The 14967-nt window shown below is 58.0% G+C and carries 13 protein-coding genes; 6 read left to right on the forward strand and 7 right to left on the reverse strand.

Features of this window, described 5'->3' with window-relative positions; all coding sequences use genetic code 11:
- The first annotated feature begins 9 nt into the window (after positions 1–9).
- The 3 genes from HNI00_RS16320 to dxs all read left to right on the forward strand — a co-directional run bounded on the left by HNI00_RS16320 (position 10) and on the right by dxs (position 3518).
- Positions 10–693 carry a DUF6629 family protein gene (locus HNI00_RS16320; RefSeq protein WP_316787613.1) on the forward strand — a complete coding sequence of 228 codons (684 nt, stop codon included), beginning with the start codon at positions 10–12 and terminating at the stop codon, positions 691–693.
- Positions 694–781: 88 nt separating this feature from the next.
- Complete coding sequence (locus HNI00_RS16325; RefSeq protein WP_316787614.1) at positions 782–1324, forward strand: CIA30 family protein; 543 nt, start codon at positions 782–784, stop codon at positions 1322–1324.
- A gap of 283 nt (positions 1325–1607) precedes the next feature.
- On the forward strand, positions 1608–3518 hold the full coding sequence (gene dxs / locus HNI00_RS16330; RefSeq protein ID WP_316787615.1) for a 1-deoxy-D-xylulose-5-phosphate synthase: 1911 nt from the start codon (positions 1608–1610) through the stop codon (positions 3516–3518).
- A 218-nt stretch (positions 3519–3736) separates the two neighbouring features.
- On the opposite strand, the gene ald is transcribed toward dxs, so the two are convergent.
- The gene (ald, locus tag HNI00_RS16335) at positions 3737–4822 is read right to left on the reverse strand and encodes an alanine dehydrogenase (RefSeq protein ID WP_297075244.1); all 1086 of its coding nucleotides are present in this window, start codon (positions 4820–4822) and stop codon (positions 3737–3739) included.
- A gap of 311 nt (positions 4823–5133) precedes the next feature.
- On the opposite strand from ald, the gene HNI00_RS16340 reads away from it, so the two are divergent.
- Entirely contained in the window at positions 5134–5310 is a 177-nt protein-coding gene (locus HNI00_RS16340; protein WP_172355733.1) for a hypothetical protein, read from the forward strand.
- A gap of 175 nt (positions 5311–5485) precedes the next feature.
- On the opposite strand, the gene HNI00_RS16345 is transcribed toward HNI00_RS16340, so the two are convergent.
- Positions 5486–5608: a hypothetical protein gene (locus HNI00_RS16345; RefSeq protein WP_316787616.1), complete on the reverse strand. Its 123-nt coding sequence runs from the start codon at positions 5606–5608 to the stop codon at positions 5486–5488.
- A 251-nt stretch (positions 5609–5859) separates the two neighbouring features.
- Between HNI00_RS16345 and HNI00_RS16350 the strand changes: the two genes are divergently transcribed.
- The gene (locus HNI00_RS16350) at positions 5860–7500 is read left to right on the forward strand and encodes a 2-isopropylmalate synthase (RefSeq protein ID WP_316787617.1); all 1641 of its coding nucleotides are present in this window, start codon (positions 5860–5862) and stop codon (positions 7498–7500) included.
- A 151-nt stretch (positions 7501–7651) separates the two neighbouring features.
- Here HNI00_RS16350 and HNI00_RS16355 read toward each other — a convergent pair whose 3' ends face one another.
- Both HNI00_RS16355 and HNI00_RS16360 read right to left on the reverse strand, forming a co-directional pair.
- Entirely contained in the window at positions 7652–7972 is a 321-nt protein-coding gene (locus HNI00_RS16355) for an anti-sigma factor (RefSeq protein ID WP_316787618.1), read from the reverse strand.
- A gap of 427 nt (positions 7973–8399) precedes the next feature.
- Positions 8400–10877, reverse strand: a complete 2478-nt coding sequence (locus HNI00_RS16360; protein ID WP_316787619.1) for a helix-turn-helix domain-containing protein — start codon at positions 10875–10877, stop codon at positions 8400–8402.
- Positions 10878–11057: 180 nt separating this feature from the next.
- Between HNI00_RS16360 and HNI00_RS16365 the strand changes: the two genes are divergently transcribed.
- Complete coding sequence (locus HNI00_RS16365) at positions 11058–11648, forward strand: Uma2 family endonuclease (RefSeq protein WP_316787620.1); 591 nt, start codon at positions 11058–11060, stop codon at positions 11646–11648.
- Positions 11649–11653: 5 nt separating this feature from the next.
- Here the strand turns inward: HNI00_RS16365 and HNI00_RS16370 are convergent, their stop codons facing one another.
- From HNI00_RS16370 to HNI00_RS16380, 3 genes are read right to left on the reverse strand one after another with little or no spacing between them, the layout of a single operon-like run.
- Positions 11654–13426, reverse strand: a complete 1773-nt coding sequence (locus tag HNI00_RS16370; RefSeq protein WP_316787621.1) for a hypothetical protein — start codon at positions 13424–13426, stop codon at positions 11654–11656.
- The gene (locus tag HNI00_RS16375; RefSeq protein ID WP_316787622.1) at positions 13423–14238 is read right to left on the reverse strand and encodes an SDR family oxidoreductase; all 816 of its coding nucleotides are present in this window, start codon (positions 14236–14238) and stop codon (positions 13423–13425) included. Before HNI00_RS16375 ends, HNI00_RS16370 begins: the two co-directional genes overlap by 4 nt.
- Positions 14235–14897, reverse strand: coding sequence for an SRPBCC family protein (locus HNI00_RS16380; protein WP_316787623.1), 663 nt, complete (start codon positions 14895–14897; stop codon positions 14235–14237). The genes HNI00_RS16375 and HNI00_RS16380 overlap by 4 nt, the downstream gene beginning before the upstream one ends.
- Positions 14898–14967 lie beyond the last annotated feature (70 nt).

Below are 14967 nucleotides of genomic sequence, written 5' to 3' on the forward strand. Positions count from 1 at the left end.
TCTTTGGCTATGTGTTTTTCTGCAACTGCGAGCTTCAGCTTGGGCGCAGCCCTAATTCCCGTCGGCATCGCCTGCCTCAAAAAGGCGCAAGAAGAGGACAGACGCTATATGCCGCTGGCGGCGTTTCCGCTGGCATTTGGCATCCAGCAGGCAATCGAGGGGCTGGTGTGGGTGGGACTGGGTGCAAACCATACTCGGCTGGTGGCGCTGGCGGCGGCCGGGTTTGTGTGCTTTTCTCACGGCTTTTGGCTGGTGTGGACCCCGCTGACAGCGGCGAGCGTGGAGGGCGATCGCCGCCGAAAACAGATCTGGCGGGCGCTCACGGGCATCGGCTTGCTCTACGGACTCTATTTCAACCTGCCCCTCTGGCTCCACCTGCGGCAACTCGCAGTGAGCATCCACAACCATTCGCTCGTCTACCAGCTTCAACTGTGGCTCTATCCCACGCGCTTCCTGGTGCTGCTGGGCTATACGCTGTATGTCCTGACGATCTTGGCTCCGCTGGTGCTAAGTGGCGATCGCCATCTTCAGCGGCTAGGGGGGCTGGTGCTGGTGGCGCTGCTGCTCACCGCCAACTTTTTTAGCGCCGGATTCATTTCAGTGTGGTGCTTTTTTGCAGCCCTCGTTTCGCTGTATGTTGGCTATGTCTTTTTGCAAGGACTGGAACCCCGATCCCAGCCGCCCCTTGCCTAGAGCCACAGCCTAATTCCGTAAGCCTGATCCCGCAGCCTAATCCCGCAGCCTGATCCCGCAGCCTGATCCCGCAGCCCAAAGCCTGACTATGCCCACAACGCTCACCCTGTTTGACTTTAGACAGCCCCAGCCCACCCTTGCGGCCGTGTGGGGGCCGCTCAACGATGGCGTGATGGGCGGCCTCAGCCAGAGCCAGTTTCGCCAGGTGGGCACGTCGGGCGTATTCTCTGGGCGGGTGTCTACGGAAAATTCGGGCGGCTTTGCCTCGGTGCGGACGCGGGATTTTGAGCCGCCGCTGGATCTGTCGAGCTATGTCGGCATCGAACTGCGGCTGCGGGGCGATGGCAACCGCTACAAGTTCTTCTTGCGTCCCGAAAACCGCTGGGACGGGCTGGCGTTTTGCAGCAGTTTCGACACGCTGGATGACCAGTGGATCACGGTGCAATTGCCCTTCGCCCAGTTTGCGCCCGTGATCCGCGCCAAGACGGTTTCTGGCGTGTTGCTGGATTTATCGCGGATCTATTCACTGCAACTCATGCTCAGCAAGTTTGAACTGGACGGACGACTCAATCCACACTTCGCGCCTGGCCCGTTCCAGTTGCAAATAGAGGCGATCGCTGCCTATCGCTAGTTCAATAGTTCAATATCTTTGGTTCCGCAACTGCGTCGATCCGCCGCTGCCTGCACCACATGGTTCCTGAAATTGCTCCGGAAGTTGCTGCTAATCCTCCGAAGCTGCCGACCAATTTCTTTAATCGCATTGCGAAACCCACCCCCTGGCTAGCACAAATAGGGCAAAACTCTGGCTAAATCTTGTGAATTTCGCTTATCAAAGCGCACCAATTTTATCTGCCCATTTGCTTTAGATTGAGAAGAGTAACCCGATCTTCATCTAGGCTTAACGGGGTAAATTTATGCATTTGAGCGAAATCACCCACCCCAACCAACTCCACGGACTCTCGATCCACCAGCTAGAGCAAATCGCCCGCCAAATCCGGGAAAAGCATCTAGAAACCGTGGCGGCGAGTGGCGGGCATCTGGGCCCCGGTTTGGGAGTGGTGGAACTGACCCTGGCGCTCTACCAAACGCTGGATCTCGACCATGACAAGGTGGTGTGGGATGTGGGGCACCAGGCCTATCCCCACAAGCTAATTACTGGACGCTACAACAATTTCCACACGCTGCGCCAAAAAGACGGCGTGGCGGGCTATCTGAAGCGCTGCGAAAGCAAGTTCGACCACTTCGGCGCGGGCCACGCCTCTACCAGCATCTCGGCGGCGCTGGGCATGGCGCTGGCGCGGGATCTCCAGGGCGAAAAGTACAAAGTCGTGGCGGTGATTGGCGACGGGGCGCTGACGGGCGGCATGGCGCTGGAGGCTATTAACCATGCCGGACACCTGCCCAAGACCAACCTGATGGTGGTGCTGAACGATAATGAAATGTCGATTTCGCCCAACGTCGGCGCGATTCCTCGCTACCTCAACAAAATGCGCCTCAGCCCGCCGATGCAGTTCCTCACTGACAACCTAGAGGAGCAGTTTAAGCATCTGCCGTTTGTGGGCGACTCCCTCACGCCAGAGCTTCAGCGGGTGAAGGAGGGGATGAAGCGGCTGGCAGTGCCCAAAGTGGGTGCGGTGTTTGAGGAACTGGGCTTTACCTACATGGGCCCAGTGGATGGACACAACCTGGAAGAACTGATTCACACGTTTACCCAGGCGCACAAGATTCAGGGGCCGGTGCTGGTGCATGTGGCCACGACCAAGGGCAAGGGCTATGCGATCGCCGAAAAAGATCAGGTGGGCTATCACGCCCAGTCGCCCTTTGACCTGGCCACGGGCAAAGCAAAACCGTCGAACAAGCCCAAGCCTGCCGATTACTCAAAAGTCTTTGCCCATACGCTGGTGAAGCTGGCGGAAAACAATCCCAAAATCGTTGGCATCACTGCCGCCATGGCCACGGGTACGGGGCTGGACAAACTCCAGCAAAAGCTGCCGAAGCAATACATCGACGTGGGCATTGCCGAGCAGCACGCAGTGACGCTGGCGGCAGGGCTGGCCTGCGAGGGAATGCGCCCGGTGGTGGCGATCTATTCCACCTTCCTACAACGCGCCTTTGACCAGATCGTGCATGATGTGTGCATCCAAAAGCTGCCCGTGTTTTTCTGCCTGGATCGGGCGGGCATTGTGGGGGCAGACGGCCCGACGCACCAGGGGATGTACGACATTGCCTATCTGCGCTGCATTCCCAATATGGTGCTGATGGCTCCCAAGGACGAAGCCGAGTTTCAGCGGATGATTGTGACCGGGGTGAACTATACCGACGGGGCGATCGCCCTCCGCTATCCACGCGGCAGTGGCCAGGGCGTGCCGCTGATGGAAGAGGGCTGGGAGCCGCTGCCCATCGGCAAAGCCGAGATTCTGCGCCAGGGTGATGATATCCTGCTGCTGGGCTATGGCACGATGGTCTATCCCGCTATGCAGGCTGCTGAAATCCTCAGCGAACACGGCATCGAGGCGACCGTGGTCAACGCCCGCTTTGCCAAACCGCTGGATACGGAGCTAATTCTGCCGCTGGCCCAGCAGATTGGGCGCGTGGTGACGCTGGAAGAGGGCTGCTTGATGGGTGGCTTTGGTTCAGCCGTGGCAGAAGCGCTGCTCGATGCGGATGTTGCCGTGCCGATCAAGCGGCTTGGCGTGCCCGATGTGCTAGTCGATCACGCCAAGCCAGAGCAATCGCTCAGCAGCCTGGGGCTGACGGGCCCGCAGATCGCAGATACCATCCGCGAGTGGGTGGTTCCAGCGGCAGTCGAAGCCGTCCGCTCCTAGAAGCCTCTGCTTCTGAAAGATCATCTGAAAGATCAACGGAGATACCGTGCCCAGGTTTAAATCACTCGGTTTGAATCATTCGGTTTGAACCACCCGGTTTGAACCACCCGGTTTGAACCGTCTGTGTTTAATTTCCTGGGCACGTATCTGCCTCTCTGACCGTAATCTCAGTACAAACAATCCAAAATCGCAAATCCAAAATCGCAAATCAACACGAGCTACGCTAGGTCGGGGAAAACCTGCTGCACTGCGGGATGCACCAGGCGATGGGCCTGGACATTTAGCCCCTTGGCCAGCGCGTCATCGGTTTCTAGGGCCCCCACGCCTTGATTGGCCAGCTTCACCACGTAGGGCAGGGTGCTGTTGTTGAGCGCCTGCGTTGCAGTCCAGGGCACGGCTCCGGGCATATTCGGCACGCCGTAGTGAACCACGCCCGACACCTCGTAGGTAGGCTGCGTGTGGGAAGTTGGGTGCAGCGTCTCTACGCAGCCGCCCTGATCCACCGCCACGTCTACGATTACCGAACCCGTCCGCATTTGCTCCACCAGGCTGGCAGGCACCAGGATGGGCGCACGTCGGCCCGGCACCAGCACTGCGCCGATGAGCAGGTCGGCATCGGCAACGGCGGTTTCGATCTCGGCGGAGTTGCTGTAGAGCAGTTCTACCCGCGAGCCAAACAGGGTTTCCAGGTAAGACAGTCGCTCTACGTTAATGTCGAAAATTTTCACCTGAGCGCCCAGCCCGACGGCCATCTTTGCGGCTTCGGTGCCCACCACGCCACCGCCCAAGATCACAACCCTGCCGGGTTTTACCCCTGGTACACCGCCCAACAGCACACCCCGTCCACCCTGCTGCCGTTCCAGAAAGCGGGCCCCAAACTGCACCGAGAGCCGCCCAGCGATGATGCTCATGGGGGTGAGCAGGGGCAGGCTGTGGTTGGGCAGTTCAACGGTTTCGTAGGCGATCGCCGTCAGCCCCACCCGCATCAGTTGCTCCGTCAGTTCTCGCGCCGCCGCCAGGTGCAGGTAGGTAAACAGCAATTGATCTTTTTGCATCAGGTCATATTCCGCTGGCAGCGGTTCCTTGACCTTCACCACCATCTCTCGGCTCCAGGCATCCTTTGCAGAAGGTACGACCTGAGCGCCCACTTGAACATAGTCCTGATCGGCAAATCCTGCGCCGATGCCCGCCTGGGTTTCGACAAAAACCGTGTGTCCTGCTTCGACCAGCGTGCGGACGCTGCTGGGACTCAGCCCTACCCGAAATTCCTGATCCTTAATCTCTTTTGGAACGCCGATTTCCATGCCAACACCTCAAAAGCTCCCCGACCCACTGCGGAGACGGTAAATTCTTAGACACGCCATCGTCACTTTCATTAGGACATAGGTGCTGTCGTAGGGCAGCAGCGCCACCCTACAACCACGTCCTAAGCAGCATAGCTAACGTAGCTAGCGCTATAGTTCCAAGGTAAATCCCTTTTGCGAGAGAGTCTTCGCCCGGATGGATCGACCTCCACCGTTTATAGCAGGAGTTTGGGGCTGTGGGGGTGATGTTGGATTGACGAATGGGCCGCACTCTCTACAATGAAGAGGACGAGTAAAGAATTGTAAAAGCCATGACCCAGACTCCGCCGCAACCGACCGTGACTCCGAAGCTCCAGGAACCGAAGTTTGGCTTTAATGAATATGCTGAGCGCCTGAATGGGCGGGCGGCAATGGTGGGATTTTTGATTACGCTGGCGATCGAATACCTGACGGGTCAGGGCTTGCTGTCCTGGCTGGGTCTTTATTAGTCAGGGCTTAAGTTAGTCAGGACTTACGCACTTGCGATAAGTCTTCTGGGTTTTGGACGATTTCTCGCGAGCGCAGCCCGCGAGAAATCGTCTATCTGCATCAGTCCTATTAGTTTCTAGTTAGTTCGTTTGATGGGCTTAGGGTGGATAGGCAAATCAAACCCTAAGCCCATTTTTAGAGCAAATCGCCCACCAACTGGGCAGCCTCCAGTTGCGCCCAGGTGGTGGGGATGGACATGATACGCTGAAGCCTTTGGCTGGGAATGGGGCGGGGCAGCGATCGCACGTTTCCCAGCATCAGCTTGTCATGCGGAGACTGCCCACCTGCGTATTTTGAAACCGCGCCACCCCCCAATCACCCGATCAGGGGGTTGGAAGGGGAGACTCGCCCACTAGAATGATTCAGTATGATGGTTAAGTCGGCATCAGTTCGACTTGCCAGATTCGACCCTGGTTTCGGCGTGGTCGGCGCATCGCCTAATGCCCCGTTATCGCTCGAAACCGCGTTGTGAACCTGCATTCATCCATTCACATGCCTAGATTTGTGCCATGAGTACTTCACCTAACGCCCAGTCCGGTATTGGTCAGCCCGATCGCATTTTGATTTTCGACACCACGCTGCGCGACGGCGAACAGTCGCCCGGCGCAACGCTGAACGTGGATGAGAAGCTGACAATCGCCCGGCAACTGGCACGACTAGGTGTGGATGTGATTGAAGCGGGCTTCCCCTTTGCCAGCCCAGGAGATTTTGAAGCGGTGAGCAAGATTGCTGCCGAAGTGGGCAGCGAAGACGGCCCAATCATCTGTGGACTGGCCCGCGCCACCCAGCAAGACATCAAAGCGGCCGCCGATGCGCTGAAGCCTGCCGCCAAGCCCCGGATTCACACCTTCATTGCCGCCTCGGATATTCACCTGGAATATAAGCTGAAAAAGACGCGGGCCGAAGTGCTGGAAATCGTGCCCGAAATGGTGAGCTATGCCAAGTCGTTTGTCAATGATGTGGAGTTTTCCCCAGAAGATGCGGGACGCTCTGATCCGGAGTTTCTCTATGAAATGCTGGAGCGGGCGATCGCCGCTGGGGCTACCACCGTCAACATTCCCGATACCGTCGGATACCTCACCCCCAGCGAGTTTGGGGCGTTGATCAAGGGCATCAAGGAGAACGTGCCGAATATCGATCAGGCCATCATTTCGGTACACGGTCATAACGACTTGGGAATGGCCGTGGCCAACTTTTTGGAAGCGGTGAAGAATGGAGCGCGTCAGTTGGAATGCACGATCAACGGCATTGGCGAACGCGCCGGAAACGCTGCGCTAGAGGAACTGGTGATGGCGCTGTATGTGCGTCGTCAATACTTTAACCCGTTCCTGGGTCGTCCGGCAGAGTCGGAAGCGCCGCTGACCCATATCGACACGCGCCAGCTTTACAAAACCTCGCGCTTGGTGTCGAACCTGACGGGGATGCTGGTGCAGCCCAACAAAGCGATCGTTGGCGCAAACGCCTTTGCCCACGAGTCCGGCATTCACCAGGACGGCGTGCTGAAGCACAAGCGCACCTACGAAATCATGGACGCGCAGTCCATCGGCCTTACGGATAACCAGATCGTGCTGGGCAAGCACTCCGGGCGCAACGCCTTCCGCACGCGCCTGCGGGAGTTGGGCTATGAACTGTCGGAACAGGAGCTAAACCGAGCCTTCCTGCGGTTCAAAGATGTGGCCGACAAGAAGAAAGAGATCACCGACTGGGATTTGGAGGCGATCGCCAATGACGAAACCCAGCAGGTTCCTGAACTGTTCAAACTAGAGCATGTGCAGGTGTCTTGCGGCGACCACGCCCGCCCCACGGCCACCGTCACCGTCCGCACGCCCGCAGGCGAGGAACTAACAGATGCGGCCATTGGCACGGGCCCAGTAGACGCGATTTACAAAGCGATCAACCGCGTGGTGAACATCCCCAACCAGCTCATCGAGTTTTCGGTGCAGTCCGTCACCGCAGGCATCGACGCGATGGGCGAAGTGACCATCCGCCTGAAATATGGCGATCGCATCTTCTCGGGCCACGGCGCAAACACCGATATCATCGTCGCCTCCGCCCAGGCCTACCTCAACGCGCTCAACCGCCTGTCAGCCTCCCTGCAAAAAGGCGAAGTGCTGCATCCCCAGCACAGCGATGTGCAGCCTGTGAGCTAGGGGTTGGGGATGATGGAGTGAGGGACGAGGGAAGAGGGAAGAACGAAGAGCGAAGAACGAAGAGCGAAGAGCGAAGAGGTTCTGTTTTCGGTTTTCATTTTTCGTTTTTCGCTTTTCCTTTTTCCTTTTTCCACCCGTCCCCTCTCTCCTCCTAAAGCTCCGTCGTAATCACCGGACTTCCCTGCGGTTCGGCGGGCGCACGCTGCGACTCTACGGTAATGAAAACCGAGGCGGCTCTGTTGTCTGGAGTGGGCTGCTGGGGTGGGGTGAGCGCGGCAAAGACGCGGCCCTGGTCATCGGGGATAAACTCTCCGCAGAGAATGAGGGAGCCATCTTGCAGCCGTAGCCACAGGCGATAGGTCTGGTCGGGCGGCAGGGTGGGCAGATTTTCCATCGACACCACGACTTCATCCCAACGGCCCGGCGTGAATAGCACCGTGCCGACTGCGGGCGCGTTGGGCTTGCAGGGCAACTAGGCGGCTATTGGGTCGTTGCGGCACTGGTTCCTAAAAGGAGGATGTAGCACTTGAAGCCCTGACTATGCAAAGACCTCAGGCGATTTTGACTACAGACTACGAAAGTTTGTCCGCAAGGGCTTTGCGAGACTCATCCTCCACTAACAGTCCAGTGCTCGGAACTATGCGGATCTTTAGAAGAGTAGAACGTCGAGAAGCGTCAGGATGATTGCTCTCTGTGCGCTCTACTCTTAGTACCAGGCTCAGGGCAAATCGGATTTAGAACTGGGGCAATTTTTTTGCAAAAAGTCGAACGATTTGAGGCGATCGCATCTACAAGCTATTCAAACAAGCCCAGAACTTACGCACTTGCGATAAGCTCTTTAAATTTTGGACAATTTCTCGCGGGCGCAGCCCGCGAGAAATTGTCCAACTGCGTAAGTCCTACAAGCCATTCAAAAATGCCTGGGTTTCTTCGGCTTCGTAGGGCATTCCAAGCTGTTCAAACAGCGCTAGGGCTTCCCGCGCCCAGCGTTGCGCTTCGGAGGGGTTGCCCCGCGCCTGCACCAGTTCGGCAAAGGAGCGTTTCACATAGGCGCTGCGGGTCGGGTCGTCCTGTTGCTCTGCGATCCGCAGCCCTTCGACCAAAAGCTGCTCCGCCTCGTCGAGTTTGCCCTCGCGCACAGCGATGTCGGCCAGCCAGTTTTCCGTCATCCGCACGGCCCGTTCCCAGCCGACCTCGTGGGCCTGGGCGCAGGCGGTTTCAAAGACCTGCTTGGCGGCGGCAATCTGGCCGGCTTTGAAATGGGTCATGCCTCGATAGTAAAGAAGCTGCACCCGCTGGCGGGCATACTTTCCGGCGGGCCAGTCGGCCGGGTTGAGCAGGGCTTCTGCTTCGTCTAGCAACTGATGGGCCTCGTCAAACTGCTGCTGCTGGGTTCGCAGGACAGACATTTTTTTTGCCCATTCGGTCTGGAACGGCTGGTCTTGATAGTCGCGCAGGGTTTGAATTTGCTCGAATAGCTGCTCGGCTTCTTCTAGCGCCCTGGGCTTGCGGGTGGCGGTCAGCGTCCAGGCGCGATCGAGCATTACCTCTGCTAGGGTGCGCCAATGGCTGCGCTGTGTGGCCTGAGCAATCAGCCATTCTGTCCACCGCAGGCGATCGCCCCAATAGTCTGTCCTTCCCTTGCGCCGCCCCATGCTGTAGGTATAAGCCTTGACGTTGTTCCAGAGCCGCAGCAATTCGTCATACCAGCCCTCGGTCATACAAAAATCGGCGATCGCCCGCAGGTTTTGCCATTCCTCTTGCAGTCCGTCAAACGACAAGTGCCAGGTTTTTACTTCCTGATTGGCATAGGGTTCAGAAAATTGCAGCGCCCAGGCGACCCACCGCTGCCGCGCTGCCTGGGCAAAGTCGGGATGCGCCTTTAGCTCTGCCAGGGCGTATTCTTGGGTCAGGGGCAGCATTCCGTAGCGATTGTCCTGCTGGTTCACCAGCGATAGTTGACAAAGCTGCGACAGCGCTCCTTGCAGCGCATCAGGCGAGGTCGCCACATCCGCCACCTGAAACAGGGTTTCGCGCAAGACCGGAGTCGGAAACATGGCCAACGCCATCAGCAGGTGATGAGACGGCTGGCCGCGCAACCCGTTCACCGTTGTCTCAAAGCAAAAACGAGCCACGTCGCCCGTCGGGTTCGACATACCCTGCAACACCGTCGCTAGGTCAAAGCCGTTGGCAAGCTGCCCGATGGCGTAGTGTATAGCTACGGGTAGGCCGCCGGTGGCCCGCAGCAGGGCCCGCCGTTCCGTGGGGTTCAGCGCCACGCCCTTTTCCTGGGCTTCATGCTGAATCAGGCTCAGGGCCTCGTCGGTGGGCATTGCCACCAGCCGCACAGGGACGAAGACCGACTGTTCGCGGGTGGTCACCAGGCTTTTGACCGATGGCGGCAGATCGTGGAGGAAACTCAGCACCATCTGCGGATTTTCCATCGTTTCCAGATTGTCGATGATCAGCAGCGTCCGGCGTGGTGTGTGGGTGGCTGAGGAAGTGCCGTGCAGCGATCGCCGAATCATGTGAATCTGCTCATTCAGGCTGGCTCCGGCGAGTTCCGTTTCGCCCAGCACGTCGGCGATTTGCTGCAAAATGTCTTGGAGCGATCGCATCGGGTCAAAGCGTTGCAGCAGCCCAAAGGATTGCAGATAGCACAGCTTGGCCGATACAAAAATCAGCGCATTGAAGGTGGGGACATTCGGATAGGCCTGGGGGTTGCGGCTGGCCGCCAAACAGCGCCGCGCACACTCTACCGCCAGCGAGGTTTTGCCCACGCCGCCAATGCCCGCAATGCTGATTAGATGGGCAGCGTGGTCGGGCGAGAGCAGGTGCAGCAGGCGCTCGATCTCTGCCTCACGCCCAATAAAGGCCGTGCTGGTAGGCGCGGGCAGGTTCTCTAAAATAAACGGCTGAGCAATAAACCGCTGAGCGGGCGATTCGCGAAGCGATCCCTGCGGGAATCGCCCCTCCCAACCAATCCCATTGGGCAAATCCTGCGGCGCTAGAGTCGCAGCCTCATCGGCCCGATCGAGTGCGTTTTCTGAAAAATCTGAGCCAACAGACAGTGCATTTGGCTGAGCCTGCTGGCTATAGTCTTCCAAAATCAGCCGCAGATTTTTGATGCCGACTTTGTGTGAACAGGCTTGCGACAGCAACTTCCACAGACGCGGCGCAAACACTCGCTCGACGGTGCCCTGGGAGTAGCCCACCACCTGAATATCCTTGAGCTTGCTGCCCCGTAGCGCTTGCTCCAGTACGATCTTATCGACATCGGTAAGGGACTGATGCAGGCGATCGCCCACCAGCCGATCGGCTACGGCGATGAGCTCCATAATTTTGGCTTTTTCCGTCGTCACCGTCCGCAGTGCCATATCGTCACCTCTCCGCAGTCCGCTGAAGTGCCAGCCTGCGATTAGCATAGAGGATCTGCTGTCGGCGCGATCGCCACGGGTTCTACAAGAACTTCAGTAGTTTCTTCAGTTTCTTCAATTACGTCTCTGTGCTTTGCTATGGCATCGCAAACCCACTGACGTTGAAGAAGGAGCTTACGAGTGTCTATTGCAACTGAAGTAACCACAGAAAAAACAGAAAAAAAGGTCTGGACAGATGAGGAGTTCATAGCACTGGCCAAGGACGGGCAACGCTATGAAATTGTGAAGGGAGAACTGATTGACACGGGAAATTCAGGAGCATTGCACGGTTACGTTTGCAGCCTACTCATCGCCGCCTTAACCAGCTATAGCGCTTCTAGCAAGCTGGGGGTTGTTTTGGATTCCAGCACTGCTTTCACTATGAAAAATGGGAATCGGCGGTCTCCTGATATTTCTTTCTTCGCCAAAGAACGCCTAAAAGGCATGGCCGAACTGCCTTCCGGTTTTTTGGACGGGGCCCCTGACCTTGCCGTTGAAGTCCTATCTCCGGGAAACACCGTTGAAGAAATCCACAACAAGCTGGTGGAATACTTCGAGAATGGAACCCGCTTGGCTTGGGTGGTTCATCCTGGTGAACGGTTTGTCCTGGTTTATCGCTCTGCCCAGGAACCCGATCGCCTGCTGAAGTCCACAGATTCTTTAGATGGAGAAGAGGTGGTTCCCGGATTTACCCTACCACTGGCTAATTTATTTCAAAAACTTTCGTTTTAAGGTCACTAATGTTGGGCGGCAGTTTTTCGGACATCAACGCAGGCTGCATCGATTAGGCGCGATCGCCCAGCGCGGACGGCGGTACAGCGGTCGAGCAAAGGAACAATGGCCGGAGTCTTGCCCTGTTCTAGCGTGGCGATCGCCTCGTCTACCGCAGATTTGAAGGAGCTATACACCAGCCAATCTTTCTGGCGCAGGTATTCGGGCTGGAAGGCGGCATCTTCGATCCAGATCCAGTCAATGCCGTAGTTTTGAATAACTTGCTGAACAGTTTGTAGATTGGGGCTGTATTGCAACTGCAACAGGGCGATCGCTCTATTTTGAATCTCTTGGTAATAGTCGGGGTGATAGGCCAGTGCAAACTCCCGACCCACCAGCGTAGACCGCAGCGCGAACGCGGGCACATTGTCGGCCTCGTCGGCCAAAGAGGCCACCAGCGCAGACTTGGGCTGCTCTGCCAAAAACTGATGGATGGCGGGTGTTTGGGCAATTTGCCAGTTTTGCAGGACGTAGATCAACGGCGGTACGAGCGGCACGAGCGTCACTACGGCGGCAAGGCATCCAAGCAGACCAATCAGCGTGCGATCGCCCTTTGCCAGGGGCACTTTGCCGCGCAGCTTGGGACCAAATGTTTGCCAGAACTGGCTGATCAGCACGGTGAACACGATCGCCGCACTCAGCGGCAGCACAATCCGAAAGCTGTGGTAGTTGTAGCGGCTGGGCAGGTAGAGGCGCGGCAAGAACAGGTGCGCCAGCACAAACCAGCCCATCGAGGCCAGCACCACGTCCACCAGCACCCGTACCTTGGGCGTGAGGTGCTGCATGGCGGCAAAGCGCGATCCCCGCGGGAATCGCCCCAGCAGCGGCAGCGCCAGCCCCACCAAGCTGAGGGAGGGAAACAACTGGAGCCGGATGCCGCTGCGCCCGTTAAACCAAAAGTTGAGCGGCGGCACGCCAAAGTATTCGTTGCGTCCCATTAGCCCGTGTTCGGGCATGGAGCGCATCAGGTCATAGGTGAGGGGATTGCCCAGCGAATCCATCGCCCGACTGAAGGGCAAAATGACCAGCAGCGCCACGCCCAGTCCCGCCGCCCAAAACAGGTAGTCGCGGCGGTCTTGGGACAGGCGGAGCCGGTTGCCGCGCCATTTCATCAGCGCCACGGTCAATACGCCCACGCCCACCAGCATTAGATGCGGAAAAAAGAGTCCCTGTAGCCCTAGCGCCAAAACGCACGGCAGGAGCGATCGCCGCAGCAGGTAATACAAAAACGCGGTGAAAATTGGATACACAAAGGCTCTGGGCGTACCAGAAATGAGGTCGTCGTTGAGCCAGAGCAGTTGGTCAGTGATCAGCGTGCTGAGGAATGCGCCGAAGGGGGAGGGAAACAGTTCCAGGAAAATTAAGAACAGATAGATTGTCGTGCCCAAACTGAGCAGCAGCGGCAGGATTTTGACGAAGGTGAGGGCAGGAAGTCCGAGCTTGGCGGCTACGGCAAAGACGGCTTTGAAGCCCAGCGGCGCAACGGATTGGAAGTAGTTGGCGATCCAGTCGTTGGGGAATAGCTCTGGATCGGTGAAGCGCTGCATCCAGACGACATGCTGACGAACGTCATCCTGCACAATGTAGGGATAGCTAAAGGCATGGGCAATTGTCACCAGGCCGTAGTACAACGTGAACAGCAGGCTGATGCCTAGCCAGAATGCAAAGGGCGATCGCACGGACACGCGAGGTGCTGACGAGCCGGAGGATGAGTCGGATGCAGGCTGGAATAGAATCATTGCAAGTTTCTGACCTTGGCAGTGATTTGGTCAAAGGATTGGTTGAGCATAGGCAGCAACACGCTGTGCAGACGGTTCAATACGCCCATTTCAAAGCCGGGAGTGATGGCAAAGGCGCGGCGCTGCACACCCGCCAGGATCACCTCGGCAACGCCATCGGCGCTCCAGGTCTTGGCAGTGGCGGTAATTTTTTGAGTGACGAGGGGCTTGGTTTTGTTTTCCTCGGCGAGTTGCGGCGTGTCGGTGTCGGGCGGATAGACGATGGACACGCCAATGCCTTTGGGTTTGAGTTCACCCCGCAGAGACTCGGCCAGGCCGCGCAGGGCAAACTTGCTGGGGCTGTAGGCGGTGTAGCCGTAGAGGCCGATCAGCCCTGCCCCAGAGGACACGCAGACAATTTGCCCGTGCCGCTGTTGCTCCATTGCGGGCAGGGCCGCGCGGATGCAGTACAGCGTGCCAAAGTAATTCACCGCCATGGTTCGCTCAAATATCTCGACGGGAATTTCTAGAAACTCGCCCGGCCGCGCAATTCCGGCGCAGGTGACGAGCCAATCCGGTGGCCCCAACTGGGCGATCGCCCGCTGCACGGCCTGGTCTGCCTGCGCTCGATCGGCCACGTCAGCGGCAACGGTGAAGACCTGCTGGTCGGGCAAGCGCCGCTTGGCCTCAAGCTGTGCCCGCGCCGCCTCTAGCTTTTCGGGGGTGCGGGCAATCAGCGAGAGGGAGGTTCCCTGGGCGACCAACCGGTGGGCGATCGCCAGCCCAATGCCGCTAGAGCCGCCCGTGATGATGGCGTGTTTGGGTGGGTTCATCGGCTACGGCGCTCAATTTCTCGACGCAGGGAGACTAGAGTCGTCTCCAGTTCGCCGCGATAAACCCGCGAGTAGACATCGCGCATCAGGTCAGAGCGTGGGGAAATAACCACCTGATGGGTCAACACCAACTGGCGGGCCGAGGCTTGCTGAAGCTGCCAAACGCCCTGCATGATCGGCTCGTTGCCGTCCATCACCACAAACTGAATCTGCGAAGGTCGCTGCTCGGACGACGCAACGGTGACGCGATTTCGCACGGGCACCGAGGCCACCCGCAGCACGTTCACCTGCTCGAACGTAACCTGATTACCATTGCGGCTCAGCAGGCGGCTAGATTCAACATTGGGCAAAAACGACGCAAAGTTGTTGTAGTCGGTCAACACGGCCCAAGCGGCAGCAGCGGAGCCGTTGATCACCACCTGCCCTACAAACCGCCCGTTTTCGCCTGAAATCGTGACACCGGGAGCCGTCGCCACCGCATCGGGCAGTCGCAGCAACTCCGTTGGGGCGGTGCTTGAGAATTCCGTCGAGGGCAAGCTTCCTGGGGGGGCAGCGGTTGGTGCGGCGGCCAGCCCTGTCCCTAGCGCTGAGGTCAAGACAGCAGACGCGCTCAGCAGCGCTGTCAACCGAGTCCAACCGAATTGAAGTGAAATTTTCATAGGCAACCAGAGTTCAGAAAAACCAACTCCCCCGCATTGTATAGCAGGTGCCAGTTCCAGGGGAGACGGA

The sequence above is a fragment of the Thermoleptolyngbya oregonensis NK1-22 genome (assembly GCF_032705245.1).
Lineage (GTDB): Bacteria > Cyanobacteriota > Cyanobacteriia > Elainellales > Elainellaceae > Thermoleptolyngbya > Thermoleptolyngbya sichuanensis.